The organism is Pseudidiomarina atlantica, from assembly GCF_000753735.1.
Classification (GTDB): domain Bacteria; phylum Pseudomonadota; class Gammaproteobacteria; order Enterobacterales; family Alteromonadaceae; genus Pseudidiomarina; species Pseudidiomarina atlantica.
This window is the reverse complement of the sequence record NZ_JPIN01000012.1, coordinates 168,116-187,229: the sequence shown is the minus strand read 5'-3', so window position 1 is coordinate 187,229 and position 19,114 is coordinate 168,116. Positions and strand designations below refer to the sequence as shown.

Annotated in this window: 19 protein-coding genes; 10 read left to right on the top strand and 9 right to left on the bottom strand. The window is 49.8% G+C overall.

Features of this window, described 5'->3' with window-relative positions; genetic code table 11:
* Window positions 1–26 precede the first annotated feature (26 nt).
* From IDAT_RS13050 to IDAT_RS11230, 3 genes are all read left to right on the top strand, one after another.
* Window positions 27–527 (top strand): PH domain-containing protein, encoded by a 501-nt coding sequence (locus IDAT_RS13050; protein WP_051986765.1) that lies wholly within the window; start codon window positions 27–29, stop codon window positions 525–527.
* Window positions 520–2,025, top strand: coding sequence for a PH domain-containing protein (locus IDAT_RS11235; RefSeq protein ID WP_034733661.1), 1,506 nt, complete (start codon window positions 520–522; stop codon window positions 2,023–2,025). Before IDAT_RS13050 ends, IDAT_RS11235 begins: the two co-directional genes overlap by 8 nt.
* 108 nt (window positions 2,026–2,133) lie before the next feature.
* Window positions 2,134–3,132 carry a hypothetical protein gene (locus IDAT_RS11230; RefSeq protein WP_034733658.1) on the top strand — a complete coding sequence of 333 codons (999 nt, stop codon included), beginning with the start codon at window positions 2,134–2,136 and terminating at the stop codon, window positions 3,130–3,132.
* Here the strand turns inward: IDAT_RS11230 and IDAT_RS11225 are convergent.
* A complete protein-coding gene (locus IDAT_RS11225; protein WP_051986763.1) occupies window positions 3,129–5,720 on the bottom strand; it encodes an EAL domain-containing protein in 2,592 nt (863 codons plus the stop codon). The two genes, IDAT_RS11230 and IDAT_RS11225, sit on opposite strands and share 4 nt — an antisense overlap.
* A 116-nt stretch (window positions 5,721–5,836) precedes the next feature.
* Between IDAT_RS11225 and IDAT_RS11220 the strand changes: the two genes are divergently transcribed.
* On the top strand, window positions 5,837–6,406 hold the full coding sequence (locus tag IDAT_RS11220) for a gamma-glutamylcyclotransferase (RefSeq protein ID WP_034733657.1): 570 nt from the start codon (window positions 5,837–5,839) through the stop codon (window positions 6,404–6,406).
* On the opposite strand, the gene IDAT_RS11215 is transcribed toward IDAT_RS11220, so the two are convergent.
* From IDAT_RS11215 to IDAT_RS11195, 5 genes are read right to left on the bottom strand one after another with little or no spacing between them, the layout of a single operon-like run.
* Window positions 6,403–6,741, bottom strand: a complete 339-nt coding sequence (locus IDAT_RS11215) for a zinc ribbon domain-containing protein YjdM (RefSeq protein WP_034733655.1) — start codon at window positions 6,739–6,741, stop codon at window positions 6,403–6,405. The two genes, IDAT_RS11220 and IDAT_RS11215, sit on opposite strands and share 4 nt — an antisense overlap.
* A gap of 4 nt (window positions 6,742–6,745) precedes the next feature.
* Window positions 6,746–7,216, bottom strand: a complete 471-nt coding sequence (locus tag IDAT_RS11210; RefSeq protein ID WP_034733652.1) for a hotdog fold domain-containing protein — start codon at window positions 7,214–7,216, stop codon at window positions 6,746–6,748.
* 9 nt (window positions 7,217–7,225) lie between these two features.
* Complete coding sequence (locus tag IDAT_RS11205) at window positions 7,226–8,167, bottom strand: phospholipase A (protein WP_051986761.1); 942 nt, start codon at window positions 8,165–8,167, stop codon at window positions 7,226–7,228.
* Window positions 8,168–8,179: 12 nt separating this feature from the next.
* On the bottom strand, window positions 8,180–9,214 hold the full coding sequence (locus IDAT_RS11200; protein ID WP_034733648.1) for a saccharopine dehydrogenase family protein: 1,035 nt from the start codon (window positions 9,212–9,214) through the stop codon (window positions 8,180–8,182).
* Window positions 9,215–9,229: 15 nt separating this feature from the next.
* Window positions 9,230–9,688 carry a YccF domain-containing protein gene (locus tag IDAT_RS11195; protein WP_034733646.1) on the bottom strand — a complete coding sequence of 153 codons (459 nt, stop codon included), beginning with the start codon at window positions 9,686–9,688 and terminating at the stop codon, window positions 9,230–9,232.
* A gap of 151 nt (window positions 9,689–9,839) precedes the next feature.
* On the opposite strand from IDAT_RS11195, the gene IDAT_RS13045 reads away from it, so the two are divergent.
* The 6 genes from IDAT_RS13045 (at window position 9,840) to IDAT_RS11165 (ending at window position 17,020) form a co-directional block, all read left to right on the top strand.
* Window positions 9,840–10,355 carry a BON domain-containing protein gene (locus IDAT_RS13045; protein WP_051986760.1) on the top strand — a complete coding sequence of 172 codons (516 nt, stop codon included), beginning with the start codon at window positions 9,840–9,842 and terminating at the stop codon, window positions 10,353–10,355.
* 276 nt (window positions 10,356–10,631) lie between these two features.
* Window positions 10,632–13,574: a TonB-dependent receptor plug domain-containing protein gene (locus tag IDAT_RS11180; protein WP_034733645.1), complete on the top strand. Its 2,943-nt coding sequence runs from the start codon at window positions 10,632–10,634 to the stop codon at window positions 13,572–13,574.
* 83 nt (window positions 13,575–13,657) lie between these two features.
* Window positions 13,658–14,509, top strand: coding sequence for a glutathione-dependent disulfide-bond oxidoreductase (gene yghU / locus IDAT_RS11175; RefSeq protein WP_034733642.1), 852 nt, complete (start codon window positions 13,658–13,660; stop codon window positions 14,507–14,509).
* A 129-nt stretch (window positions 14,510–14,638) separates the two neighbouring features.
* Window positions 14,639–15,025, top strand: a complete 387-nt coding sequence (locus IDAT_RS13040; protein WP_156099523.1) for a hypothetical protein — start codon at window positions 14,639–14,641, stop codon at window positions 15,023–15,025.
* The gene (locus IDAT_RS11170) at window positions 15,001–16,308 is read left to right on the top strand and encodes a putative bifunctional diguanylate cyclase/phosphodiesterase (RefSeq protein ID WP_051986758.1); all 1,308 of its coding nucleotides are present in this window, start codon (window positions 15,001–15,003) and stop codon (window positions 16,306–16,308) included. Before IDAT_RS13040 ends, IDAT_RS11170 begins: the two co-directional genes overlap by 25 nt.
* Window positions 16,280–17,020 carry an SAM-dependent methyltransferase gene (locus IDAT_RS11165; RefSeq protein ID WP_081909830.1) on the top strand — a complete coding sequence of 247 codons (741 nt, stop codon included), beginning with the start codon at window positions 16,280–16,282 and terminating at the stop codon, window positions 17,018–17,020. The genes IDAT_RS11170 and IDAT_RS11165 overlap by 29 nt, the downstream gene beginning before the upstream one ends.
* On the opposite strand, the gene IDAT_RS11160 is transcribed toward IDAT_RS11165, so the two are convergent.
* The 3 genes from IDAT_RS11160 to IDAT_RS11150 all read right to left on the bottom strand — a co-directional run bounded on the left by IDAT_RS11160 (window position 17,017) and on the right by IDAT_RS11150 (window position 19,012).
* A complete protein-coding gene (locus IDAT_RS11160; RefSeq protein WP_034733640.1) occupies window positions 17,017–17,436 on the bottom strand; it encodes a hypothetical protein in 420 nt (139 codons plus the stop codon). The genes IDAT_RS11165 and IDAT_RS11160 overlap by 4 nt on opposite strands.
* A 7-nt stretch (window positions 17,437–17,443) precedes the next feature.
* Window positions 17,444–17,983, bottom strand: coding sequence for a carboxymuconolactone decarboxylase family protein (locus IDAT_RS11155; protein WP_034733638.1), 540 nt, complete (start codon window positions 17,981–17,983; stop codon window positions 17,444–17,446).
* A 111-nt stretch (window positions 17,984–18,094) separates the two neighbouring features.
* Window positions 18,095–19,012, bottom strand: coding sequence for an AraC family transcriptional regulator (locus tag IDAT_RS11150; protein ID WP_051986757.1), 918 nt, complete (start codon window positions 19,010–19,012; stop codon window positions 18,095–18,097).
* Window positions 19,013–19,114 lie beyond the last annotated feature (102 nt).

Genomic DNA, 19,114 nt, shown 5'->3' with positions numbered 1-19,114 from the left:
ACGAATTCAAGCAGGGAACTGATCAGATGGCTATTGCTTGGCAAGCTCCTGAACGCCGCTATCGCACTTATTTGCAGGTACGCTCACTCCTTACCATGCTATTTTTTGCAGTGCTTATCGGCATTGGCTATGCCACTGGCATCTATCCACAAGAAGTGGTGCCGATATGGGTAGCCGCCGTGATTTGGCTAGCTTTCACTTTATTTTTCAGCCTATTCTTTGCGGCCCGACGCTTTCAATTCACTGCTTGGGCGCGCAGCAACGAGGGTATGCATTTAAAGCGTGGAGCACTGTTTCGTAAAATCCGCGCAGTGCCGTTGAACCGCATTCAACATGTTGAGTTTAAGCAATCGGCGCTGGAACGACTGTTTAAGATTGCGCGTTTGGCCATGTACACCGCCGGTAGCGGTGGAGCTGACTTGACTATTCCAGGACTCGAGCCCGAATTGGCGATGCAACTCAAGGCTGAATTGTTGACCACGATTGTTTCTGAGCCGGACGAAGCGGACGCAACGACCCATGGCTGAGTTAAACTGGCAACGCACACCACTCATCACCATTGCGTTTTTCTTGTTGAAGCAGCTGAAACAGCTGGTCAGCAATTTTTCCAACCTAGTGCCGGTGTTCGCGGCGATTTTTGTCGGTGGTAAGAACTCCATTTGGATCCCGATAGCCTTGGTCAGTGTTTATGTACTCTGGGTGATTGTCAGTGCCATTCTGAACCAGCGTTTCTTTTTATATGCGATTGACGACGACGCCGTGCACGTACGTAGCGGCGTTTTTAATCGACAGCATTTAACCCTCAAATATGAGCGCATTCAACAGGCCGAGGTCCATGAAGCTTGGTATTTTCGGCCATTCAAACTCACGATTTTAAGCGTTGACAGTGCCGGTGCCGCTGGCAAAGAGGTGCAGATCCCGGGGCTTACCATGGCCCTCGCGACCGAATTGCGCCAGCGCATGTTAGCGCAAACCATCAAGCCAGCAACTGAGCAAGCAAGTAGCTCGTCCGAGCCTGAAGTAGATTTACAAAAAAGCTTTCCGACCAGCGAGATTATTCGCGCCGGCATCATCGATAACAAATTATTCGTATTGCTCGCTGTGTTGGCGTATCCGCTGTCGCAACTTGATTTACTCGAAGACTATGTGGTGCCTTGGGTTGAAGCTAACCTGGGATGGCTCAATACCGAGCAGGCATGGTTACTCACCGCAGCTGCTGTGGTGGGGGTACTGGCACTGCTCTTTGTCGCGGCGATTGTGGTCAGCCTGCTGACCTATCATGACCTAACTCTGACCCTGCATGGCGATCGCTTTCAAGCCCGCTCCGGTGCCTTGTCGATTCGTACCTTAAGTTTTCGTTATCCTAAGTTGCAGGCTGTTTTTGTACGCCGTAACTTGCGTGCCCGCTTACTCAAACGCGCAAGTGTCAGAGTTAGCCAGTTGCGCCCAGTCACTGCACAAGCGGGCGGTCAAGCCGGTGGTCAACAGTTTCATTTACCTGTGGTAGATGACAGCTTTCTGCACGAGTTTCGTGGTCGCTTACGCTTACCGGAAGCTGGGCAAGTGCACTGGCAACGCTTGTCCAATCTCGCGTTACTCGGGCCAAGCCTATGGCTTGCGGTACTGTTTCCAATCGTTGCAGCAATACTTTATTTTGCCGCGGAAACCGGCGTTTGGGGACTGCTTGGTAGCGTGGCACTGTGGCTTATCATTCAAACCTTGGTGGTGCTGAGCTGGCGCAACTACGGCTACAGCTTTGTGACCAGCAGCACAACTCCCAGAGAACAATGGTTTGTGGTTAAGCGCGGTATTTTCAGCCGTAACGAAAACTGGTACCCGCGTCACAAAGTGCAGCAAATCGACGTGGTGCAAGGTCCATGGCTAAGGTTGTTGGGCTTCTCTCATCTACTCCTTTACACCGCCGCTGGCGCGGAATCGATTCGCTACTTACCCACTGAGCAAGCGCAACAATTGCAGCTCGACTGGGTGAGCGAAATCGGTCAACAACACCGCCGCTGGATGTAAAAGAAACAGTTTGTAACGCTTCGTCGCTTTACTTAGGCGCGATTTCGACAATAGTTAGGACTAGGGAAACCGTTTAGCAACAGACTCCCGTAGGCGAGGATAACGCCCATGTACAGTGATGATGATCTCAGTAACGCAGTCAAGCAAGGCGTAATGCCTGGGTCGACCGCGGATGCTTTTCGTGAATTTGTCGAGCATCAACGTAAAACGGTGCTGCAAGATGAAGAACACTTTCGCTTAGTGACCAGCTTTAACGATATTTTTGTGGTGATAGCTGCAGTGTTGTCACTGGCAGCGTTATGGACGCTAGGCAATCTAGTGCATCCGCTGCTTGGCGGATTTTTGGTAGCGGCCGGAAGCTGGTTATTGGCCGAATATTTTACCCTTAAACGACGTATGGCCTTACCTTCAATCGTGCTGCTATTTGCCTGTACTGGCAGTGTGTTTGGTAGCATTATGACCAGCTTTTTCGACGCCAATCCAGAATCTGCCATGGTGCCACTGCTGGCTTTTGCTACCGCAACCTTGGTCGCAATTGCGCATTGGTTTCGCTTTCATGTGCCGATCACCGTTGCCGTGCTCACCGCAACGGCTATTGGGGTGATTATCTCGGCTATTGCGGCAATCTTTCCGTTCTCGCCTGAGCTGATAAAAGGCTTACTGTTTGTCGCGGGCATCGTGGTATTTTTGCTTGCCTTGCGCTGGGACCGCAGTGATCGTGAACGCCGCACCCAACGCGCGGACATCGCTTTCTGGCTCCATCTGTTAGCAGCGCCGTTACTCGTTCATCCAATTTTTAGCACACTCGCTGACAGTGGCATTGGCATGGGTCTGGCGCTAATTACCATCGCGTTGTACGCGTTGCTGGCCATTACCTCGCTGATTATTGACCGACGCGCCTTGATGGTATCAGCGCTTTCTTACGTTATTTACGTATTCGCCGCCTATTTGGATAGTGTTGGCTTGGTTGATGTGAGTACCGCAATTATTGGCTTGGTGGTCGGTTCTGGTTTGCTGATGTTGTCCGTGTATTGGCATCCGTTGCGGCAACGCTTGTTGGCGTTGTTACCCGACAGTTGGCAAGGGCAACTACCACAAGCGAACTAGTCGCTTGTGGTCGATACTGTGAGCGAACGCTCGAACTGCTCTACCCAGGTGGCAATCGGTTGCGGCCGCCCGAAATAGAATCCTTGGAATTTGTTGCAGCCAAGCTCACCTAAAGCGTGTGCTTGCGCTGCCGTTTCCACCCCTTCGGCAATGACTTCTAAGCTAAGGCTATCACCAAGCCCGACAATGGTTTCGATGATAACCGCATCGTTACTGTCGGTCAGCACGTCGCGCACAAAAGATTGATCGATTTTGAGCTGATAAATGGGTAAGCGTTTCAAATAGGCGAGCGAGGCATAACCGGTGCCAAAATCATCTAAAGAGAAGCGCACGCCGAGACGCCCTAAACGCGACATCCGCTCGATGGTGAGTTCAACATTCTCGATCAGCATGTTCTCAGTGATTTCCAGCTCCAATTTGCCGACCGGGACCTGATAGCGCTTGAGGCACTCAGCAACGTAATCGACAAACTGCGACTGCCGAAACTGGCGTGGACTAATATTTATGGCTAACTGTAACTCCCGTAGTTGTGGATGCCGCGACCACTGTTGTAAAGCCATACACGCCTGCTCGATCACCCAATTGCCGAGCGGCACAATTAGGCCGCTACTCTCTGCGACAGGAATGAATTCATTCGGTGGAACCTGACCAAACTCTTGATTATGCCAACGCAGCAATAATTCACCACCGGTAATCTGTTGGGCTGCATCGACTTGGGGTTGTAAATAGAGCTCAAATTTTCGCTCGTCAATTGCCCGTCGTAACGCCGATTCAAGATGTAAACGGCGACTGATAGAAATTTGCATGTCCGGATTAAATAACCGTACGCTATTCGCCCCTTGGGTTTTTGCTTCAGTCAGCGCCAAGTCTGCATTTTTGATCAATTCACCAGCACCTAAGTCGGTATCGGAAAACATACTTATACCAATGCAAGCTGCCGTGCTGTGTACGCGTGCACCCAAATCGAGCGGTTGCGCAATAAACTGGATTATTTCAGTAGCTAAGCGGCGAGCGGCGAGTATCGCTTCGTTGCGGTCACGTCCTAAGTCTTCTAGAACCACGACAAAATCGTCTGAGCCTAGACGCGCGGCGCAATCGGTCTCATCAATCCGACTCTGTATTCGTTCTGCGATAGTGCGCAGTAACTTATCGCCCACCGCATGGCCAAGACTATCGTTGATGAGGGTGAAATCAATCAAATCGATAGCAAGTACAGCGCCTTCGTAGCCGGTTCGGCGGGAGCTGGCCACCGCATGCTCCAGTTGCTGCATCAGTAACTTGCGATTGGCCAATCCGGTAATCGCATCGTAGTACGCTAACTGATTGAGTTGCTCTTGTACCTGTAAATGTTCGGTAATGTCCGTCGATATACCACAGAGCCCATAAATCGCATCATCGGCATCACGCAATGGGATCTTGACGGATAAAAACTGACGCTCCTTGCCATTCACTAAACGATTGGTTTCTTCATCGACGACGCGCTCACCGCGTTCAATAACGCGAATATCATTCTCTCGAATTTTCTCCGCAGTAGCTTCATCAAACAGATCAAAATCAGATTTACCGACGATAGATGTAAGCGAGATACCGAACAAATCACACACGTGCTTGTTGGCGTAGCGATATTTAAGGTCAACGTCTTTAACGAAAATGTAGGCTTCTACCGAGTTAAGAATAATGTTCGATCGTTGCTCTGTTTCGTGCAGTGCGCGCGACTTCTTCTTGACCTGTGCGCGCAACGTTGCGACACCTAAAATCGCCAATAACAACAATGTTATGAGCGATGGTAACAGCCAGACCGCTAATTCCGTTTGTTTATCAGGCGCGTAGACGCCCCACTTTTTCATAATCTGTTGGTAAGGTGAAGCGGGATCGGCACGCCAGTCTGCCAGCCAACGGTCTAGTCTTTTTAATAATTCTCGAGTCTGGCCATTCGGTGCGCCAGCGATAAACAAACGACTTGGCTGAAACATGACGGGTGTTGCGGTCATTCCCAGCTCGCGTGAGCGTTGTTCGCCATACAAATGATTGACCGCCACCACATCGGCGCGCGTCGCCAACACTGCGGCGAAACCTTCATCGAAGGAACCCACCTCGATAAAGCGCACATTAATCCCAAAATTATCGACCATGTTGCGCAAGTAGTCGCGTTGCACAGAGTCGCGCAAGACCGCAACACGCAAGCCATCGAGATCAAGCAAACTGGTAAGATTTGGGGTGTTGAGGGTATAAAGCTGTGACCAACTATGCAGCACTGGCACTTGATGAAACAAAAAGTCACGGTCACGCGCATCGGTGCGCGCAACATCAGGCATTAAATCGATATCACCACGCTGCAACAGCGCCAAGCACTGACTCCATTCACAACGTACAGGTTTAAGCTGCCAACCTTCACGTTCGGCGATTTCCAGCATAATTTCGCCGAAGATCCCAGAAATTTGATTGTTTTCATCGACAGTCAGTTTCGGCGGATTATCGTAAACGCCAACGCGAACGACGGTTTGTGCCGACACCGGAACCGCCAAAAGCAGCAGCGCACCGATGCAACCGATGGCAACTTTACCGAGCCCGTGAGCGATTGAGAGCATAGCTGTCCTATACGTGAATAGCGCTCGATCAGGTATAGCAGAATTCTGGAAGATTTGCGTAGCTAAGCCGTTGTCTTATTTATGCAAGTCGGTAGTGATTTTGGTACCATACAGGCATGTCACACGATACCACTTTAGTTAATCAGCAGCGCCAGCCATTGGACCATTTGGATTCAGTTTGGTTGTTTGGCTATGGCTCGCTGATTTATAAAACCGACTTTCCCTATTTGCAGCGGCGCCCCGCACGGATTCATGGCTGGCAACGGCGTTTTTGGCAGGGCTCGCACGATCATCGCGGCACACCTGAAGCTCCGGGGCGAGTGGCAACGCTTATTGAAGCACCAGATGCTATTTGCGCCGGCATGGCGTACGAAGTCACCACCGATGTGTTCGAACACCTCGATCACCGCGAGAAAAACGGCTATTTGCGCTTTTTCACTGAGTTTGAGTGGCTTGATAGGAGCGGTTCAGTAGAAGGTTTGGTGTACGTCGCCGGACCAGATAACGAAGCCTATTTAGGGCCTACCAGCGAACAAGAAATAGCCCAGCACATTGCACGATCAAAGGGGCCCAGCGGCCCCAACAGTGAGTATTTGCTTAAACTTGCCGCATCGTTACGAGACTTGCAAGAACATGATGATCACGTCTTCGCTATCGAAAAGCATCTCCTCGAATTACTCGATTAGGCCTTCTTAACGAATTCGGTTTTGAGTTTCATCGGTCCGATGCCATCGATTTTACAATCGATATCGTGATCGCCTTCGTCAGTTAAGCGAATATTTTTCACCTTAGTTCCAACTTTCACCACTAAAGATGAACCTTTAACTTTCAGATCTTTGATAACCGTAACCGTATCACCGTCTTGCAGCTCATTGCCGTTGGCATCACGATAGACTTTTGCCGCAGCATCCGCAGGTTCATTTAACGACCACTCATGCGCGCATTCGGGACATACCAGCATGGCGCCGTCTTCATAGGTATAAGGCGATTCGCATTTGGGGCAGGCTGGTAATTGACTCATTGACTTAATCCTTGTTCGGCTTCGCTGAAATATAGATAGTAATCGTCCCTTCGATCACCACGGTGCCATCGGCTCGATAACCTTTTACGTGCACGGCGAGGTCACCGGGTTGCCAAGCTGCTGCTGGTGTTTCGGCAGTAATACGAATGTCACTATCTGCTTTGGCGGTGTAGTTTACCGTCATTCCCTTAGGAATCCAGCGCAGATGCTTGGGAATCGTTACCTCAGCAAGCGCACCCATCGCCATTTCAAGCCCATTACACAGCGCAATTGCATGCACAGTACCTATATGGTTCTCAACCGCTTTGCGCTTGTTAAACCGCAATTCGCAGAAGTTCGGCTGCAGTTCCGTGATCAAGGGTTTGATACTGCGAAAATAGGGAGCCTTGCGCGCAAACATTGCCGAGAACAGTTGCCGCCCAAAAGGGTAGCGCAAGGTCTTGTGATACAGTTTCAGCAAGTAGTTGTCTGCCATTCGAGCGCCTTAAATATTGAGTAACAAAAAGCCAATGCCGATGCGGTTTTGGCGGTGATTATAATCTAACAAGGTCTCGCCATAGCCCGAGAAAAACTGCACGTAAAAGCGCAAACCGTCGGGCTTGTTGCTGTTCACTGGGTGGGTAAAGTCTAACTGCCATGAACCACGGTCCCAAGACAGCTCGCGCGTCACCCGGGTTAATGTAAAAGTGCTTAAGTTTGCCACCCACGAAAAACGGTTTTCGAAGTTGCCGCGAAAGCGCACCAGATCAGGGTTGTCGTCATCATCACCAGTTTCATTGACACGTTGTTTCCAGGTTGTTTCCCAGAGCACGTCGCCCCACTGTATGGCGCCACCAAAGTGAAAGTAGTTCCAACTGCGCGAGTCGGGCTTGGTTTGTCCATTCGATTCATGGGCAAAGCCGACCTTCGCGAAGCGTATTTCTGCGGGGCCTGGAATAGGATCGAACTCCTCAAACCAAGGCATGATGTAAAACACATCTGGATTGTAGTTGGTACTGCGAAACGGCGAAGATTCGTCAGAGTTCCATGCTTGCCAGAGCGAGGTTTGCGTATAGGACACCCACAAATCAGCGTTAGGCAACAGCAAGTCTTCCCAAATCTTGGTGCGTAACGAAATCTGTAGCTTCACTTCATTCGTTTTGTAACTCTCCAGCGGGTCCGAAGGGCCTCGCGTTGGTGAGTTCGGTTGCGTATTAATCGATGACGTATGATGCACCGGCAAAATAAAATTCGGCTTGTAGGTGCGTAATTGGAAAATACCGCGTTTATGCTCTTCGTCCAGTTCCCAAAACCGACTGACCAGGTCTTCGCGAGTAAACTCCTCGGTCGTAAGCCCCTCTTCATTCGGACGCTCGGTTGCCTGCGCAAATACTGGCGCCGCGAGCAGACTAACAAGTACTACAAACCCAAAGCTGATACGAGACATCGCTAACTCCACTTAATCTTTGATACGGTAACGATCAATAAGCTCAGCACCGCATAAATTTGCCGGGGTAAAATAACCACCCTCGGGTTTATTGCTGATGACATGGAGCGCCACATCAACCGCGCCACGACTAGTGAGTTTATACCCGTTCATCACTTTCTCGCGTACGGTCACAACTTTACCCTCGGCGTTGCGTGCCTCGCCCCAAACATAGGTAATTGCCTTTTCGAGCTGCTCTTCATTTGGTCCTGCGGGTTGTTGCTCAATTTTCTTTTCAAGCATGTTTTTGACCCAATTAAAACGCAGTAGCCAACGGAAATAATTCATTCGCTTTAAGCGCTTTACCAAATTCGGTGACGCTGGAATATAAACTTCAATATCAGGAATTCCAGTAGTGTAAAACGCCGTTGAGACATCGCCCCAAGGGATGGTCATCGCTAGCTTTTCACCGTTGCCAAAATCAACGCGTTGGGTCCGGTATGCCAAGGGGACATTCACAATAGTGCCACTGCGACGCACAGCGCCACCTTCGCCCAAGCGTCGTACACTGGTTTTCGCGGTACCGCGGCTCATGCGCGACAACGACTCAAAGCCCAACTTCAAGGCGGTCGCATCGGGTAACTTTTGTTTCAATTGCGCCGCAACGCAATCCGTTGGGATGACGTCGAAGCCAACACCGGGGCAGAGCACCACACCGGCCTTCTTCGCCTCCGCGTCGTGGCTGTGAGCCAACTCGAAGACCGCCAACTCACCGGTGATATCAAGGTAATGGGTTTGCGTTTGCAAGCAAGCATCAATCATCGGTTGCGCAGTAACTTCGAAAGGCCCAGCACAATGCACCACCAACTCGACATCCTTTAATGCCGCCGTTAAGCCTTGCTTGTCATTTAAATCAACCACGCGATAAGGCAACTCAAGGCGGTCTGCAACCGCTTTTAGTTTCGTTTCATTGCGCCCTGCGAGCAACGGCTGTTTGCCACGCTCTTTCGCATATTGAGCGACGAGCTCGCCGGTATACCCGTAAGCTCCATAAATCATCCACGTCATAGTGCGTCTCGCTTATTATTTGTTTTTAAGATTGTCAAAATAGGCTTGTGCATTTCGCTGCCGTGCTGCCTGCGCCATGTCTTTCGGTACAATGGTTTGGCCAATTGGAAACAGTGCCATCACCGCCAATTTTAAATGCTGAATACCAAAGGGAATACCGATAATAATAATAAACAGACCTATTGCTGCCATTATATGACCAATCGCCAACCACCAACCAAAAAAGATCAACCACAGGATATTGCCAAGGGTACCGAAAGCACTGGTACCAATATCACCTTTTAAATTTAAATCACGGCGACTCATGGCTTCATAGCCAAACGGGAAAAAAGCAAAGCGACCGATGACAAAGCAAGCCTTGGCCCACGGAATACCAATAATAGAAATAAGCGCGATCAAGCCAGCGAGCCACCAACCAAGGCCCATAACAAAGCCACCGAAGACAAACCAAAGAATATTACCTAAAAGTGCCATTTTTCCCCTCTTTGCCACACTATTCTACAAGGCTTTTACTTTCGCACAGTTCAGAGTGAACGCAAAACTCTCGTAAATAAACTCGCAAATTTACAATTTAAAGCTACCCTTAATGGCGGAAGTTAATTGCAAAAACAGGGGGTTATTTCGTATGAAGAACATGAATCGTTTAGCGTTGTTAGCTTTTTTATCAACTCTAACTGTGGCGGCGTGCAGTCCGTCTGAACGTGAGCAAGCAGAGGAATCTGCTGAGGAAACCATGCAGCAAGCTGAAGACGCTGCAGAGGACGCAGCAGACGAGACGCAAGACGCGGCGAATGATGCAGCAGACGCGAGTGGCGATGCTTGGGACGAAACCAAAGACGCTGCTGGCGAAGCATGGGATGAAACTAAAGATGCTGCCGACAGTGCTTGGGATGAAACCAAAGCTGCCGCCGGTGAAGCAGGTGAATTCTTGAGTGACGCAGCCATCACTGGACGCGTTAAAGCGGCGCTGGTCGAGGCGAATCAAATTGATGCGATGAACATCAATGTTGAAACCATTGATGGCAACGTTGTGCTGAGTGGCGTCGTAGCGTCAGATGACATTGCCGACCTTGCAGCGCAAATCGCAGAAGGCATTGAAGGTGTGAAATCCGTCGAAAACGACATTGAAGTGCAAAACTAAGCTTCACATCTAGTCACTTTTTAAACGACCCGCTCAACTCTTGAGCTGGTCGTTTTTTGTACGCTAAGCATTTGTCACTCCTCATAAAAATCATTTCTATCGAAAATAACCGACATTCAACGCGCACGCCTTGTCTTTTGTTTAAAGATTCCGCTATTCTGCCGCGCTGTCATTTTTTAGGTCCCTTTGCAAAAAAGGGGATTGACAGCCTTATGAGGCATCGAAATATCTTTTCCCGCCTTTAAAACAAACCAATATTAAGCAGTTTTTGGAGAGATGATGAAAAATACTCACATCGCCAAATCAGTCCGTCTGGCTTTGGCGTTTGGAGCAGCATCAACGTTGTTCTCAACCGGCGCTCTCGCGCAAGACATGTCTGATGAAGACGACGCAGAAGAAATCAAAGAACAAGCAGAGCGTGTCACCGTTGTCGGTTCACGTATTCGTACCGATGGCCTTGATAATGCCACGCCACTCGAAATTATTTCTACCGAAGTAGCTGTTGACCAAGGTTTGAATACGCTTGGTGAATTGCTCCGTACCTCTACTGTCGCGTCAGGCTCGAACCAGCTGACGTCAGCCATGTCAGTAGGTAGTGTCACCGCTGGTGGTGCCGGTAACGAATCGATTTCAATGCGTGGTTTAGGTGCTAACCGTACCCTCGTATTGTTAAACGGTCGTCGTGCAGGACCTGCAGGTACTCGTGGTCAGGTCGCCGCATTCGATATGAACGCTATTCCTGTATCAGCGGTTGAACGTGTTGAAATCCTAAAAGACGGCGCATCGTCATTGTACGGTTCTGACGCCGTCGCCGGTGTTATCAACATCATCACCAAGCGTGGTGATGAGTCAGCGATTAACGTAAGCGGTAACGTGCCGACTGAATCAGGCGGTGAGAACTACCGTGTTAACGGTACCTATGGCCAAGCATTTGATCGTGGCTCATTCCGTTTAGTAGCTGACTACCGTTTACAAGAAGAGATGGCTCGTGGCGATCGCGAACACTTCGCCTGTGAACAGCGTTATTACTTCGATGAAGTGACTGGTGAGCGCGCTGATCCAATCGACCCGCGTACGGGCGACTACCACTGTAACGACTTGCCATACGGCATGTGGTTATGGAATGCCGGCGCTGATAACTATATCGCGCGCATTCAAAACTACGACTATGATGGCTGGCGTGCAGCGGCAGGGTTGCCAACCTATACGCCGGTTAACGAAGGTGACATCGCCGCGCCTGAAGGCTGGTATCCGGTTGGCTTTGACCGTGAGTCAGACGGCTGGCTCGATGCCGACCATCCGTTCCAAGATTTGCAAAGTATGATTCCACGCACTGAAGCGTGGTCAATTTACGGCCAAGCCGACTATGACTTGACCGACTCGGTAAGCTTCTACAGCGAGTTTTTACACAGCCGCCGTGAAACCACTATCAACAGCTACCGCCAGTTCTGGGAACCCTTCATTCCTGCATGGCAGGGCTATGTTGACGGCTGGGACGGTTATGTCTACCTCGACCCAACTGCAGTTACTGACCATTCAGGCAGTGTAACTGACATCGAATACACCCGCGGTGTATTAGGTCTCGAAGGTTCTATCGGCTTCTGGAACTGGGATGTGTCATGGCAGCGCAGTTTAAGCAGCGGTACTTACCAGACCAAGATCATCTATCAAGATGCTCTTGAAATGGCTGCTGGCGCCGTTACCGGCGGTGCTTGTGAAGGTGAATTAACGCCTATTTCAGGTCGTGAGTGTTACGCCATCGACTTCTTCGATCCAGAATACGTGCGTGGTAACTTCGACCAAGGTACCCGTGACTTCTTATTCGGCACTGAATTAGGTAAAACCATTTACAAACAAGACTCGGTTGATGCTTACATCACCGGTGATCTGTTTGAAGTACCAGCAGGCGTTGTTGCAACCGCAATCGGTATCGCCTATCAGTCTGATGAAATCGTTGATACTCCGGGAGCCACCACACTTGCTGGTAATTCATGGGGCATGACCAGCGCTGGTATTACCGCTGGTAAGCAAATCACCCGTGCGGTTTACGGTGAGTTCCAAATCCCAGTATTGCGCGATCTGCCTGGTGTACGTTCATTTGACCTGACCGCTTCTGCGCGTTGGACCGATGTTAACACTTACGGCAACGACACCACCTTCAAGATTGGCGCCAACTGGGCCATCACTGATGACCTACGTGTACGTGCTTCACGTGGTACTTCGTTCCGTTCACCAGCGTTGTTCGAACTGTACTTGGGCGACCAAACTGCGTTCTTTGACCAGCGCAGCGATCCATGTTTCAACTGGGCCGAGCGTCAAGAGCAGGGCACCATCAACCCAACTGTGCTGCAAAACTGTCAAGCTGACGGCATTCCAGGTGACTACACTGAAGACTTTGGTTCAGGTACTGCTTACACCGGTGGTGGCGCAGGTACTTTGAAAGCAGAAACTTCGGTATCAGAAGGCATTGGTATCGTCTGGACCAGCCCTGAAGGTCGTTTCGCCAGCTCAGTGGATTACTACACAGTGCGCATCGACAACCAAGTTGACGACATTACTGGCGTAGACATTCTGAACCTGTGTTACACCTCAGAGAACTTCGAAACTGAACCGTTCTGTGACCGTTTTACTCGTAACGATGGTACTAATGGTAACTACAATATCATCGACGTATTCGGTGGTTATGTGAACGTAGCTAGCCAGTACATTCGCGGTGTTGACGTTGTTGCAAGCTACAACGACGATACCCCAGTAGGTATGGTGCGTGTGCGTTTAGACCACACCATTCAAATCGAGCGTTCGTACAAGCAGTTCGAAGACAGCGTTGCGCAACAATACATCGGTCTTTTGGGTAACCCGCGTCACAGCGGTACCTTAACCGCCATGCTTGAGCGTGACGATTGGAGCTACACCTGGGCCATGCGTTATGTGGGTCAAGTGAGCAACTATGGTGAGTACGTGAACGGTAGCTCAACTACTTACCGCGGCCAAGACGTGACCTTTGTTGCGGATGCGCCGACCACGTTCTACCACACAGCATCTGTATCAAAGTCGTTTGAAAACAATATCGATGTAACGCTTGGTGTTGCTAACGTGTTTGACAAGAAGCCACCTTTGGGTAGCCCAGCGGCAGCTTCTGTGGTGGGTAACGCGATGTTGTACTCGCAATATGACCAACTAGGTCGTCAGGCGTTCTTCAACGTGCAGTACAGCTTCTAATTTTACTGTACGGTTGAATTAAACCTTAATCATCCGCACTTCGTTATACTGACGAAGTGCGGATTTTTTTATGGGAGTTCAACATGACAGACAAAAGCTATACACCTCCACGCGTTTGGCAATGGGATAAAACCAATGGCGGCAAGTTCGCCAATATTAATCGGCCAACGGCGGGAGCAACGCATGAACGGCAACTACCTGTTGGTGAACATCCGTTTCAACTCTACTCTCTGGCGACGCCCAATGGCGTGAAAGCCACGATTATGTTCGAAGAATTATTAGAGCTCGGCTACAAAGATGCCGAATACGACGCTTTCTTGATCAATATTGGCGAGGGTGATCAATTTGGCAGCGATTTTGTTGCCATCAACCCGAATTCGAAAATACCAGCACTCCTTGATCGTAGTACCAATCCACCGACTCGAGTATTCGAATCGGGCTCGATATTGCTTTATCTAGCAGAAAAGTTTGATGCGTTTTTGCCGTCTGATCACGCGGGCCGCACCGAAACGCTTAATTGGTTGTTCTGGCAGATGGGGGCGGCACCATTCTTGGGCGGCGGCTTTGGTCATTTTTATGCCTACGCGCCAGAAAAATACGAATACCCGATTAACCGCTATGCACTTGAAGTGAAGCGCCAATTTGACGTGCTCGACAAACAGTTAGCGCAACATCGTTTTATCGCTGGCGATCAGTACACCATTGCCGATATGGCCATTTGGCCTTGGTATAGCGCGGTTGCCAACAACGAAGCCTATAATGCAGCTGAATTTTTGCAAACCGAGCAGTACAGCAACGTTCGACGCTGGATTGATGAAGTCGGGGCGCGACCGGCGGTACGTCGTGGGCGCATCGTCAACCGTAGTTGGGGCGATGAAACTGAACAAGTGCGTGAACGCCATAGCGCAGATGACTTTGCAAATAAAAACATCTAATTAACAGTTTTGTCTCGACAAATTCACAGTGAACACCTAAACCTTAATTATTGAGCAACTTGGGCATTCACTGTGAATCTCGGTAATTACCTTTTTCGCAACTACACACAACCGCAACGGCTCCTGCTGGTGACCGCACTAATGGCTGCTGTGGCTGGTGTTACTGCACTAGTTTGGTTTACTGGCGGCATTAAGTACGTTTATTCCCACTCCAGGTATATCCCGATTGCGATTGCAGGGATTGTGTTCGGCTACAAAGGAGGGATGATTATCGCTCTTGCTGGCGGCCTGGCACTCGGTCCGTGGATGCCGATCAACACAGCAACGATGGAGATGCAGGACACTATCAACTGGGTGCATCGTACTTTCTATTTTCTTGCCGTAGGTGTACTCGCTGGTCTGTCGAGCGATACCAGTCGACGCTACATTCAACGCTTGAAACAATTTGCGCGTCGCGATCCCGTCAGTAAACTGCCCAATCGGAAGGCCTGTTGGAACGTCTGGAAGCCATTTTAGCGAGCCGTAAGCAAGACCCCGACGCCTGTTGTTATCTGTTAGTGACTCTGAGTATCGACAATGGCATGGCGTTGCGCTCGGCATTTGGTTTTTCCGTGATTGACGCCATTATCGACGGTTACGCGCGGCAACTGCACGAGATGCCAAACCATCAACCTGAGGTTTTTCGCATCCATGGTGGCCAGCTCGCGGCTTTGTTTCCCGGAACCAAGCCCGCCGACGTTGATAGATTAATGCAAGCCTGTCTGCAAACACTTCCAGAAAACGCGAACTTTCAAAGCTTATCGGTATATGTAAATCGACATCTTGGCGGGGTGCTTATTGACAACCATGAGAGCGACCCGCAAGCGATACTGCAGCACGCCGAAATTGCCATTGCGCGCGCCAATGACAAAATGTCGGATGCTTTTGTTTATACCCAAGAAGTCAGTGAAAGCATCGCATCGCAATTGGCGTTAATGGCGGATGTGACTGACGGTCTTAAACGTGGTGAATTTACCATGCATTACCAACCCAAAGTTGCGCTTGCTGATGGGAAGGTTTATGGCGTCGAAGCACTGATACGCTGGCAACATCCGGTACGTGGCTGGGTGAGTCCTGATGAGTTTATCCCCAATGCGGAACATAGCACCTTAATTCTGAAAATAAGTGAGTTTGTATTGCGTGAAGTGATTCAACAAGTTAGCAAGTGGCGCGCCAGTGGTATCGACCTACAAGTCGCTATTAACGTCTCTGGGCATGACATTTTGCAGCCCGGCTTCGCACAAATGTTGTTCGAGCTGCTGAAAGAATTCGATGTCCCCGGCGAGCGTATTGAACTGGAAATCACTGAAGGAACCTTGATCGAGGATATCGACGAGGTGGTTGCCGAGTTATTGAAGTTGACGGAAGCCAAAATCACTGTATCGATTGATGACTTCGGTACCGGGTACTCGTCGCTGCAGTATCTATATAAGCTACCTATCTCACTACTCAAAATTGACCAGGTCTTTGTGCGTTATTTGCCGGAAGATAAAGGCGCTAGTTATATTGTGTCGGCCGCTATCGTCCTAGCGCAAAAAATGGGCATTAAATCTTTGGCAGAAGGCATCGAAACCCAAGCGAACCTTGACTACTTGCAACAACTCGGGTGTGATTATGGGCAGGGTTATTTATACTCGAAGCCATTAAGTGCTGACAACTTTATCGCTTGGTATCAAAGCTACCAACCGATTTGCCCAAAAGCCTCTCAGTTAGCTAAGGAATCAACTGCCAATGACACATCCATGGGACGACCGCTATAACACTGACGAATACGTTTACGGTACGACACCAAACGACTTTTTAGTCGAACACGCAACAGATTTATTAGCTGGCAGAGAAACCGCACATGTGTTGTGTGTTGCCGACGGCGAAGGTCGTAATTCAGTTTATTTGGCTGAGCTAGGTGCTCAAGTCTGTGCCATGGATATTTCGGCAGTAGGCCTAGCCAAGGCTGAAAAGCTCGCTGCGCAGCGCGGCGTCTCTATTCAAACTGAAGTGGTCGACCTAACTCAAGTTGAGTTACCCAAAGCACACTACGATGGTGTTGTTGCGATTTTTTGTCACCTGCCAAGCCAAGGCCGAGCGCACCTCTACGAACAAGTTTTAGCAAGTCTCAAGCCCGGCGGTTTTTTCTTGGTTGAGGGATATACGCCCGCTCAGATCGGACGTGGCACAGGCGGTCCTGATAGCGCCGATTTAATGCTCAGCAAAGCCGAGCTCGAAAAAGTATTTAAGAGCTTTGAGCTACAAGTGAGTCAAGAAACCGAACGCGACATCCATGAGGGCGATCGCCATAACGGCGTCGGGGCAGTGTGTCAGTTCATCGCGCAAAAACCACAGGTGCGCCAGCAGAGCTATCAATTTAGTGCCAACCGTGACAAAGCCTCCCACCGCATGCGCTACGTGGAAGGCTCGTCCGCAAATGATGGCGAATGCACCCTATGTAAAGGACCACTCACCAGCGACGATTAACTCTGCTTAGCTGCACCAAGGGTGTAGCGGTCGTAGCTGCGCAGGTAAAACAAAGCAAAGCAAGCTGCCCACATCGGCCATGCAGCAAAAAACAATAAATTATTAAACGCATCAACGTATTGCGGCATTGACGACAGCGTTGAGACGCCATGTAAGACAAATATAAGTCCGTAGGTGATGGTTTTCCAAAGGCCTAAAACAAATGCCACGCATAGAGCAATCTGTAAACCACCGAGCACGGCAGCAAGGGGAGCGGACAGATCGCCAATCCCGTAAAAGTTCTCAAACACTGCGGCGGTATGCCCAGGATTCACAAACTTATCGAGCGCCCACACGAACATCACAATAAAAATACCAACCCGCAGCGCGAGTAGGCTCAGTGCCAACTTTTTGGTTAAATCAGTTGCTGTCGTCATAACCACCTCAGGCAAAGTCTTGAAACGCGTTATCGATTGGCGTTTCAGCGACATGGTTGGTGTAATTACTCATGGTCTTTTGCGCAATACCTAGGATCACTGCCAATACATGCTTTGGTTCGTAACCCGCCTCGGCAAAAGCTTTAAAGTCGTCTTGATTTACGGCGCCGCGTGCATCCAACATCCGTTCGGTAAAGGTTCGTAACGCTTGCAGTTTGTCGTCATCAAGTGACTCACCGGCTTTGATTTGGGTGGTAATTGCATCATCCGCACCCATTTGCTTAGCAATGGCAGTATGCGCAGGTACGCAATAATGACAGTCGTGATAGACATTGATGGTCTGCCAAACGACCGTTAATTCGTTCTTATCAAAACCAGACTTTTGGAACAGACCATCAAGTGTTTGGTAGCCCTCTAGCAGCTGAGGTGAAGTCGCCATCACCGCGAACAGATTAGGGATCATGCCCATGTTGTCTTGCGCAGCTTGCAGGATTTGCTTACTACCATCAGGAGCCGACTCAATTGTGTGAAGCTTAAATTTCTGCATAAAACCTCCGTTACATTTGCGATAACAGAAGCCTACTGCACATCATCTATGGACGCGATAAGCACCGACCATTATCGGTGATTTGGTGGTGAGGAGCGTTGATTTAGTTGGTTAATGCTGATCACGATAGGCTTGTGCGCTACACTCGAGGTAACGCTTGAAGAATCGACCAAACGCTGTGACCGATTGATAACCTACCTGCCAAGCGATGCTCTCTATTGGCAAAGCGGTGCTGCGTAGCAAGTATTTGGCGCGTTGTAAGCGTAGCGCATCGAGCAACTTTTTCGGACTTAGCTCGGTTTTTTTGACGCATCGCTCGGCAAAAGCGCTGACCGATAAATGCGCGTGTTCGGCCATAACTTCTACACTCCAGTCTTTCGCCGGATCCGCCAGGATTCCCACTACCACCGGCGCTAAAGCACGATCTTGCACTGCTGCAAATAGGCCTATTGGCGCCTTTGACGATGCTAAAACTTCACGTAACAACTGTACCGCAATCACTTCACTCAAGCGTTGCAGCACCGACCGATAACCCGGCTGTTGTGCTTGTGTTTCACTGCGCACCATCTGCAACAGCTGCGCCAATTGGGTCGACTGCTGGCTAGCGGGTATGACTAGCCAGGGCGGCAATAAACGAAACAGCAGGTCACTTGCTTCACCACGATCTTGCATTTCATAGCAGACAATTCCTTGTTGCGAATGATCGGCGATGCAGTGTTGTGCCAGCTGCTCAAAATCCATATCCGTAGGCAACTGTTGTTCACTTAAAAAGTGCGAGACGCCTTGATTGACAAAGACAATGTCACCGCCCCGCAGGGCCTGACTGCTCGGTTCGACACCAGTGACACCAAACCAACAATGGCCCTGGGTCAGCACATGAAAGCCCACCTTTTGTGGGTCGCGCGCCTGAATTGACCAAGCACCACACAATCCCGACTCGAAGTGCAGTTCGGTGCCCAGCGCCACACTATTGAGTAATGACTCTAGGGATTCCGGTGTTTCGATGGACTGCTTCGGCGTTTCGGTCATTTACCTATTACTCTTAAATCACTGATACTATGCACGATACTAGTAAACTTAATCGAGCGTCTACTCGTAGTCTAAACCTAATCATCATCGTTGGAGAGTTTT

Coding starts and splice junctions, on each gene's coding strand:
- IDAT_RS13050 (WP_051986765.1), top strand. CDS start 27: ATGGCTATTGCTTGGCAAGCTCCTGAACGCCGCTATCGCACTTATTTG.
- IDAT_RS11235 (WP_034733661.1), top strand. CDS start 520: ATGGCTGAGTTAAACTGGCAACGCACACCACTCATCACCATTGCGTTT.
- IDAT_RS11230 (WP_034733658.1), top strand. CDS start 2,134: ATGTACAGTGATGATGATCTCAGTAACGCAGTCAAGCAAGGCGTAATG.
- IDAT_RS11225 (WP_051986763.1), bottom strand. CDS start 5,720: ATGCTCTCAATCGCTCACGGGCTCGGTAAAGTTGCCATCGGTTGCATC.
- IDAT_RS11220 (WP_034733657.1), top strand. CDS start 5,837: ATGTCACACGATACCACTTTAGTTAATCAGCAGCGCCAGCCATTGGAC.
- IDAT_RS11215 (WP_034733655.1), bottom strand. CDS start 6,741: ATGAGTCAATTACCAGCCTGCCCCAAATGCGAATCGCCTTATACCTAT.
- IDAT_RS11210 (WP_034733652.1), bottom strand. CDS start 7,216: ATGGCAGACAACTACTTGCTGAAACTGTATCACAAGACCTTGCGCTAC.
- IDAT_RS11205 (WP_051986761.1), bottom strand. CDS start 8,167: ATGTCTCGTATCAGCTTTGGGTTTGTAGTACTTGTTAGTCTGCTCGCG.
- IDAT_RS11200 (WP_034733648.1), bottom strand. CDS start 9,214: ATGACGTGGATGATTTATGGAGCTTACGGGTATACCGGCGAGCTCGTC.
- IDAT_RS11195 (WP_034733646.1), bottom strand. CDS start 9,688: ATGGCACTTTTAGGTAATATTCTTTGGTTTGTCTTCGGTGGCTTTGTT.
- IDAT_RS13045 (WP_051986760.1), top strand. CDS start 9,840: ATGAAGAACATGAATCGTTTAGCGTTGTTAGCTTTTTTATCAACTCTA.
- IDAT_RS11180 (WP_034733645.1), top strand. CDS start 10,632: ATGATGAAAAATACTCACATCGCCAAATCAGTCCGTCTGGCTTTGGCG.
- yghU (WP_034733642.1), top strand. CDS start 13,658: ATGACAGACAAAAGCTATACACCTCCACGCGTTTGGCAATGGGATAAA.
- IDAT_RS11165 (WP_081909830.1), top strand. CDS start 16,280: ATGACACATCCATGGGACGACCGCTATAACACTGACGAATACGTTTAC.
- IDAT_RS11160 (WP_034733640.1), bottom strand. CDS start 17,436: ATGACGACAGCAACTGATTTAACCAAAAAGTTGGCACTGAGCCTACTC.
- IDAT_RS11155 (WP_034733638.1), bottom strand. CDS start 17,983: ATGCAGAAATTTAAGCTTCACACAATTGAGTCGGCTCCTGATGGTAGT.
- IDAT_RS11150 (WP_051986757.1), bottom strand. CDS start 19,012: ATGACCGAAACGCCGAAGCAGTCCATCGAAACACCGGAATCCCTAGAG.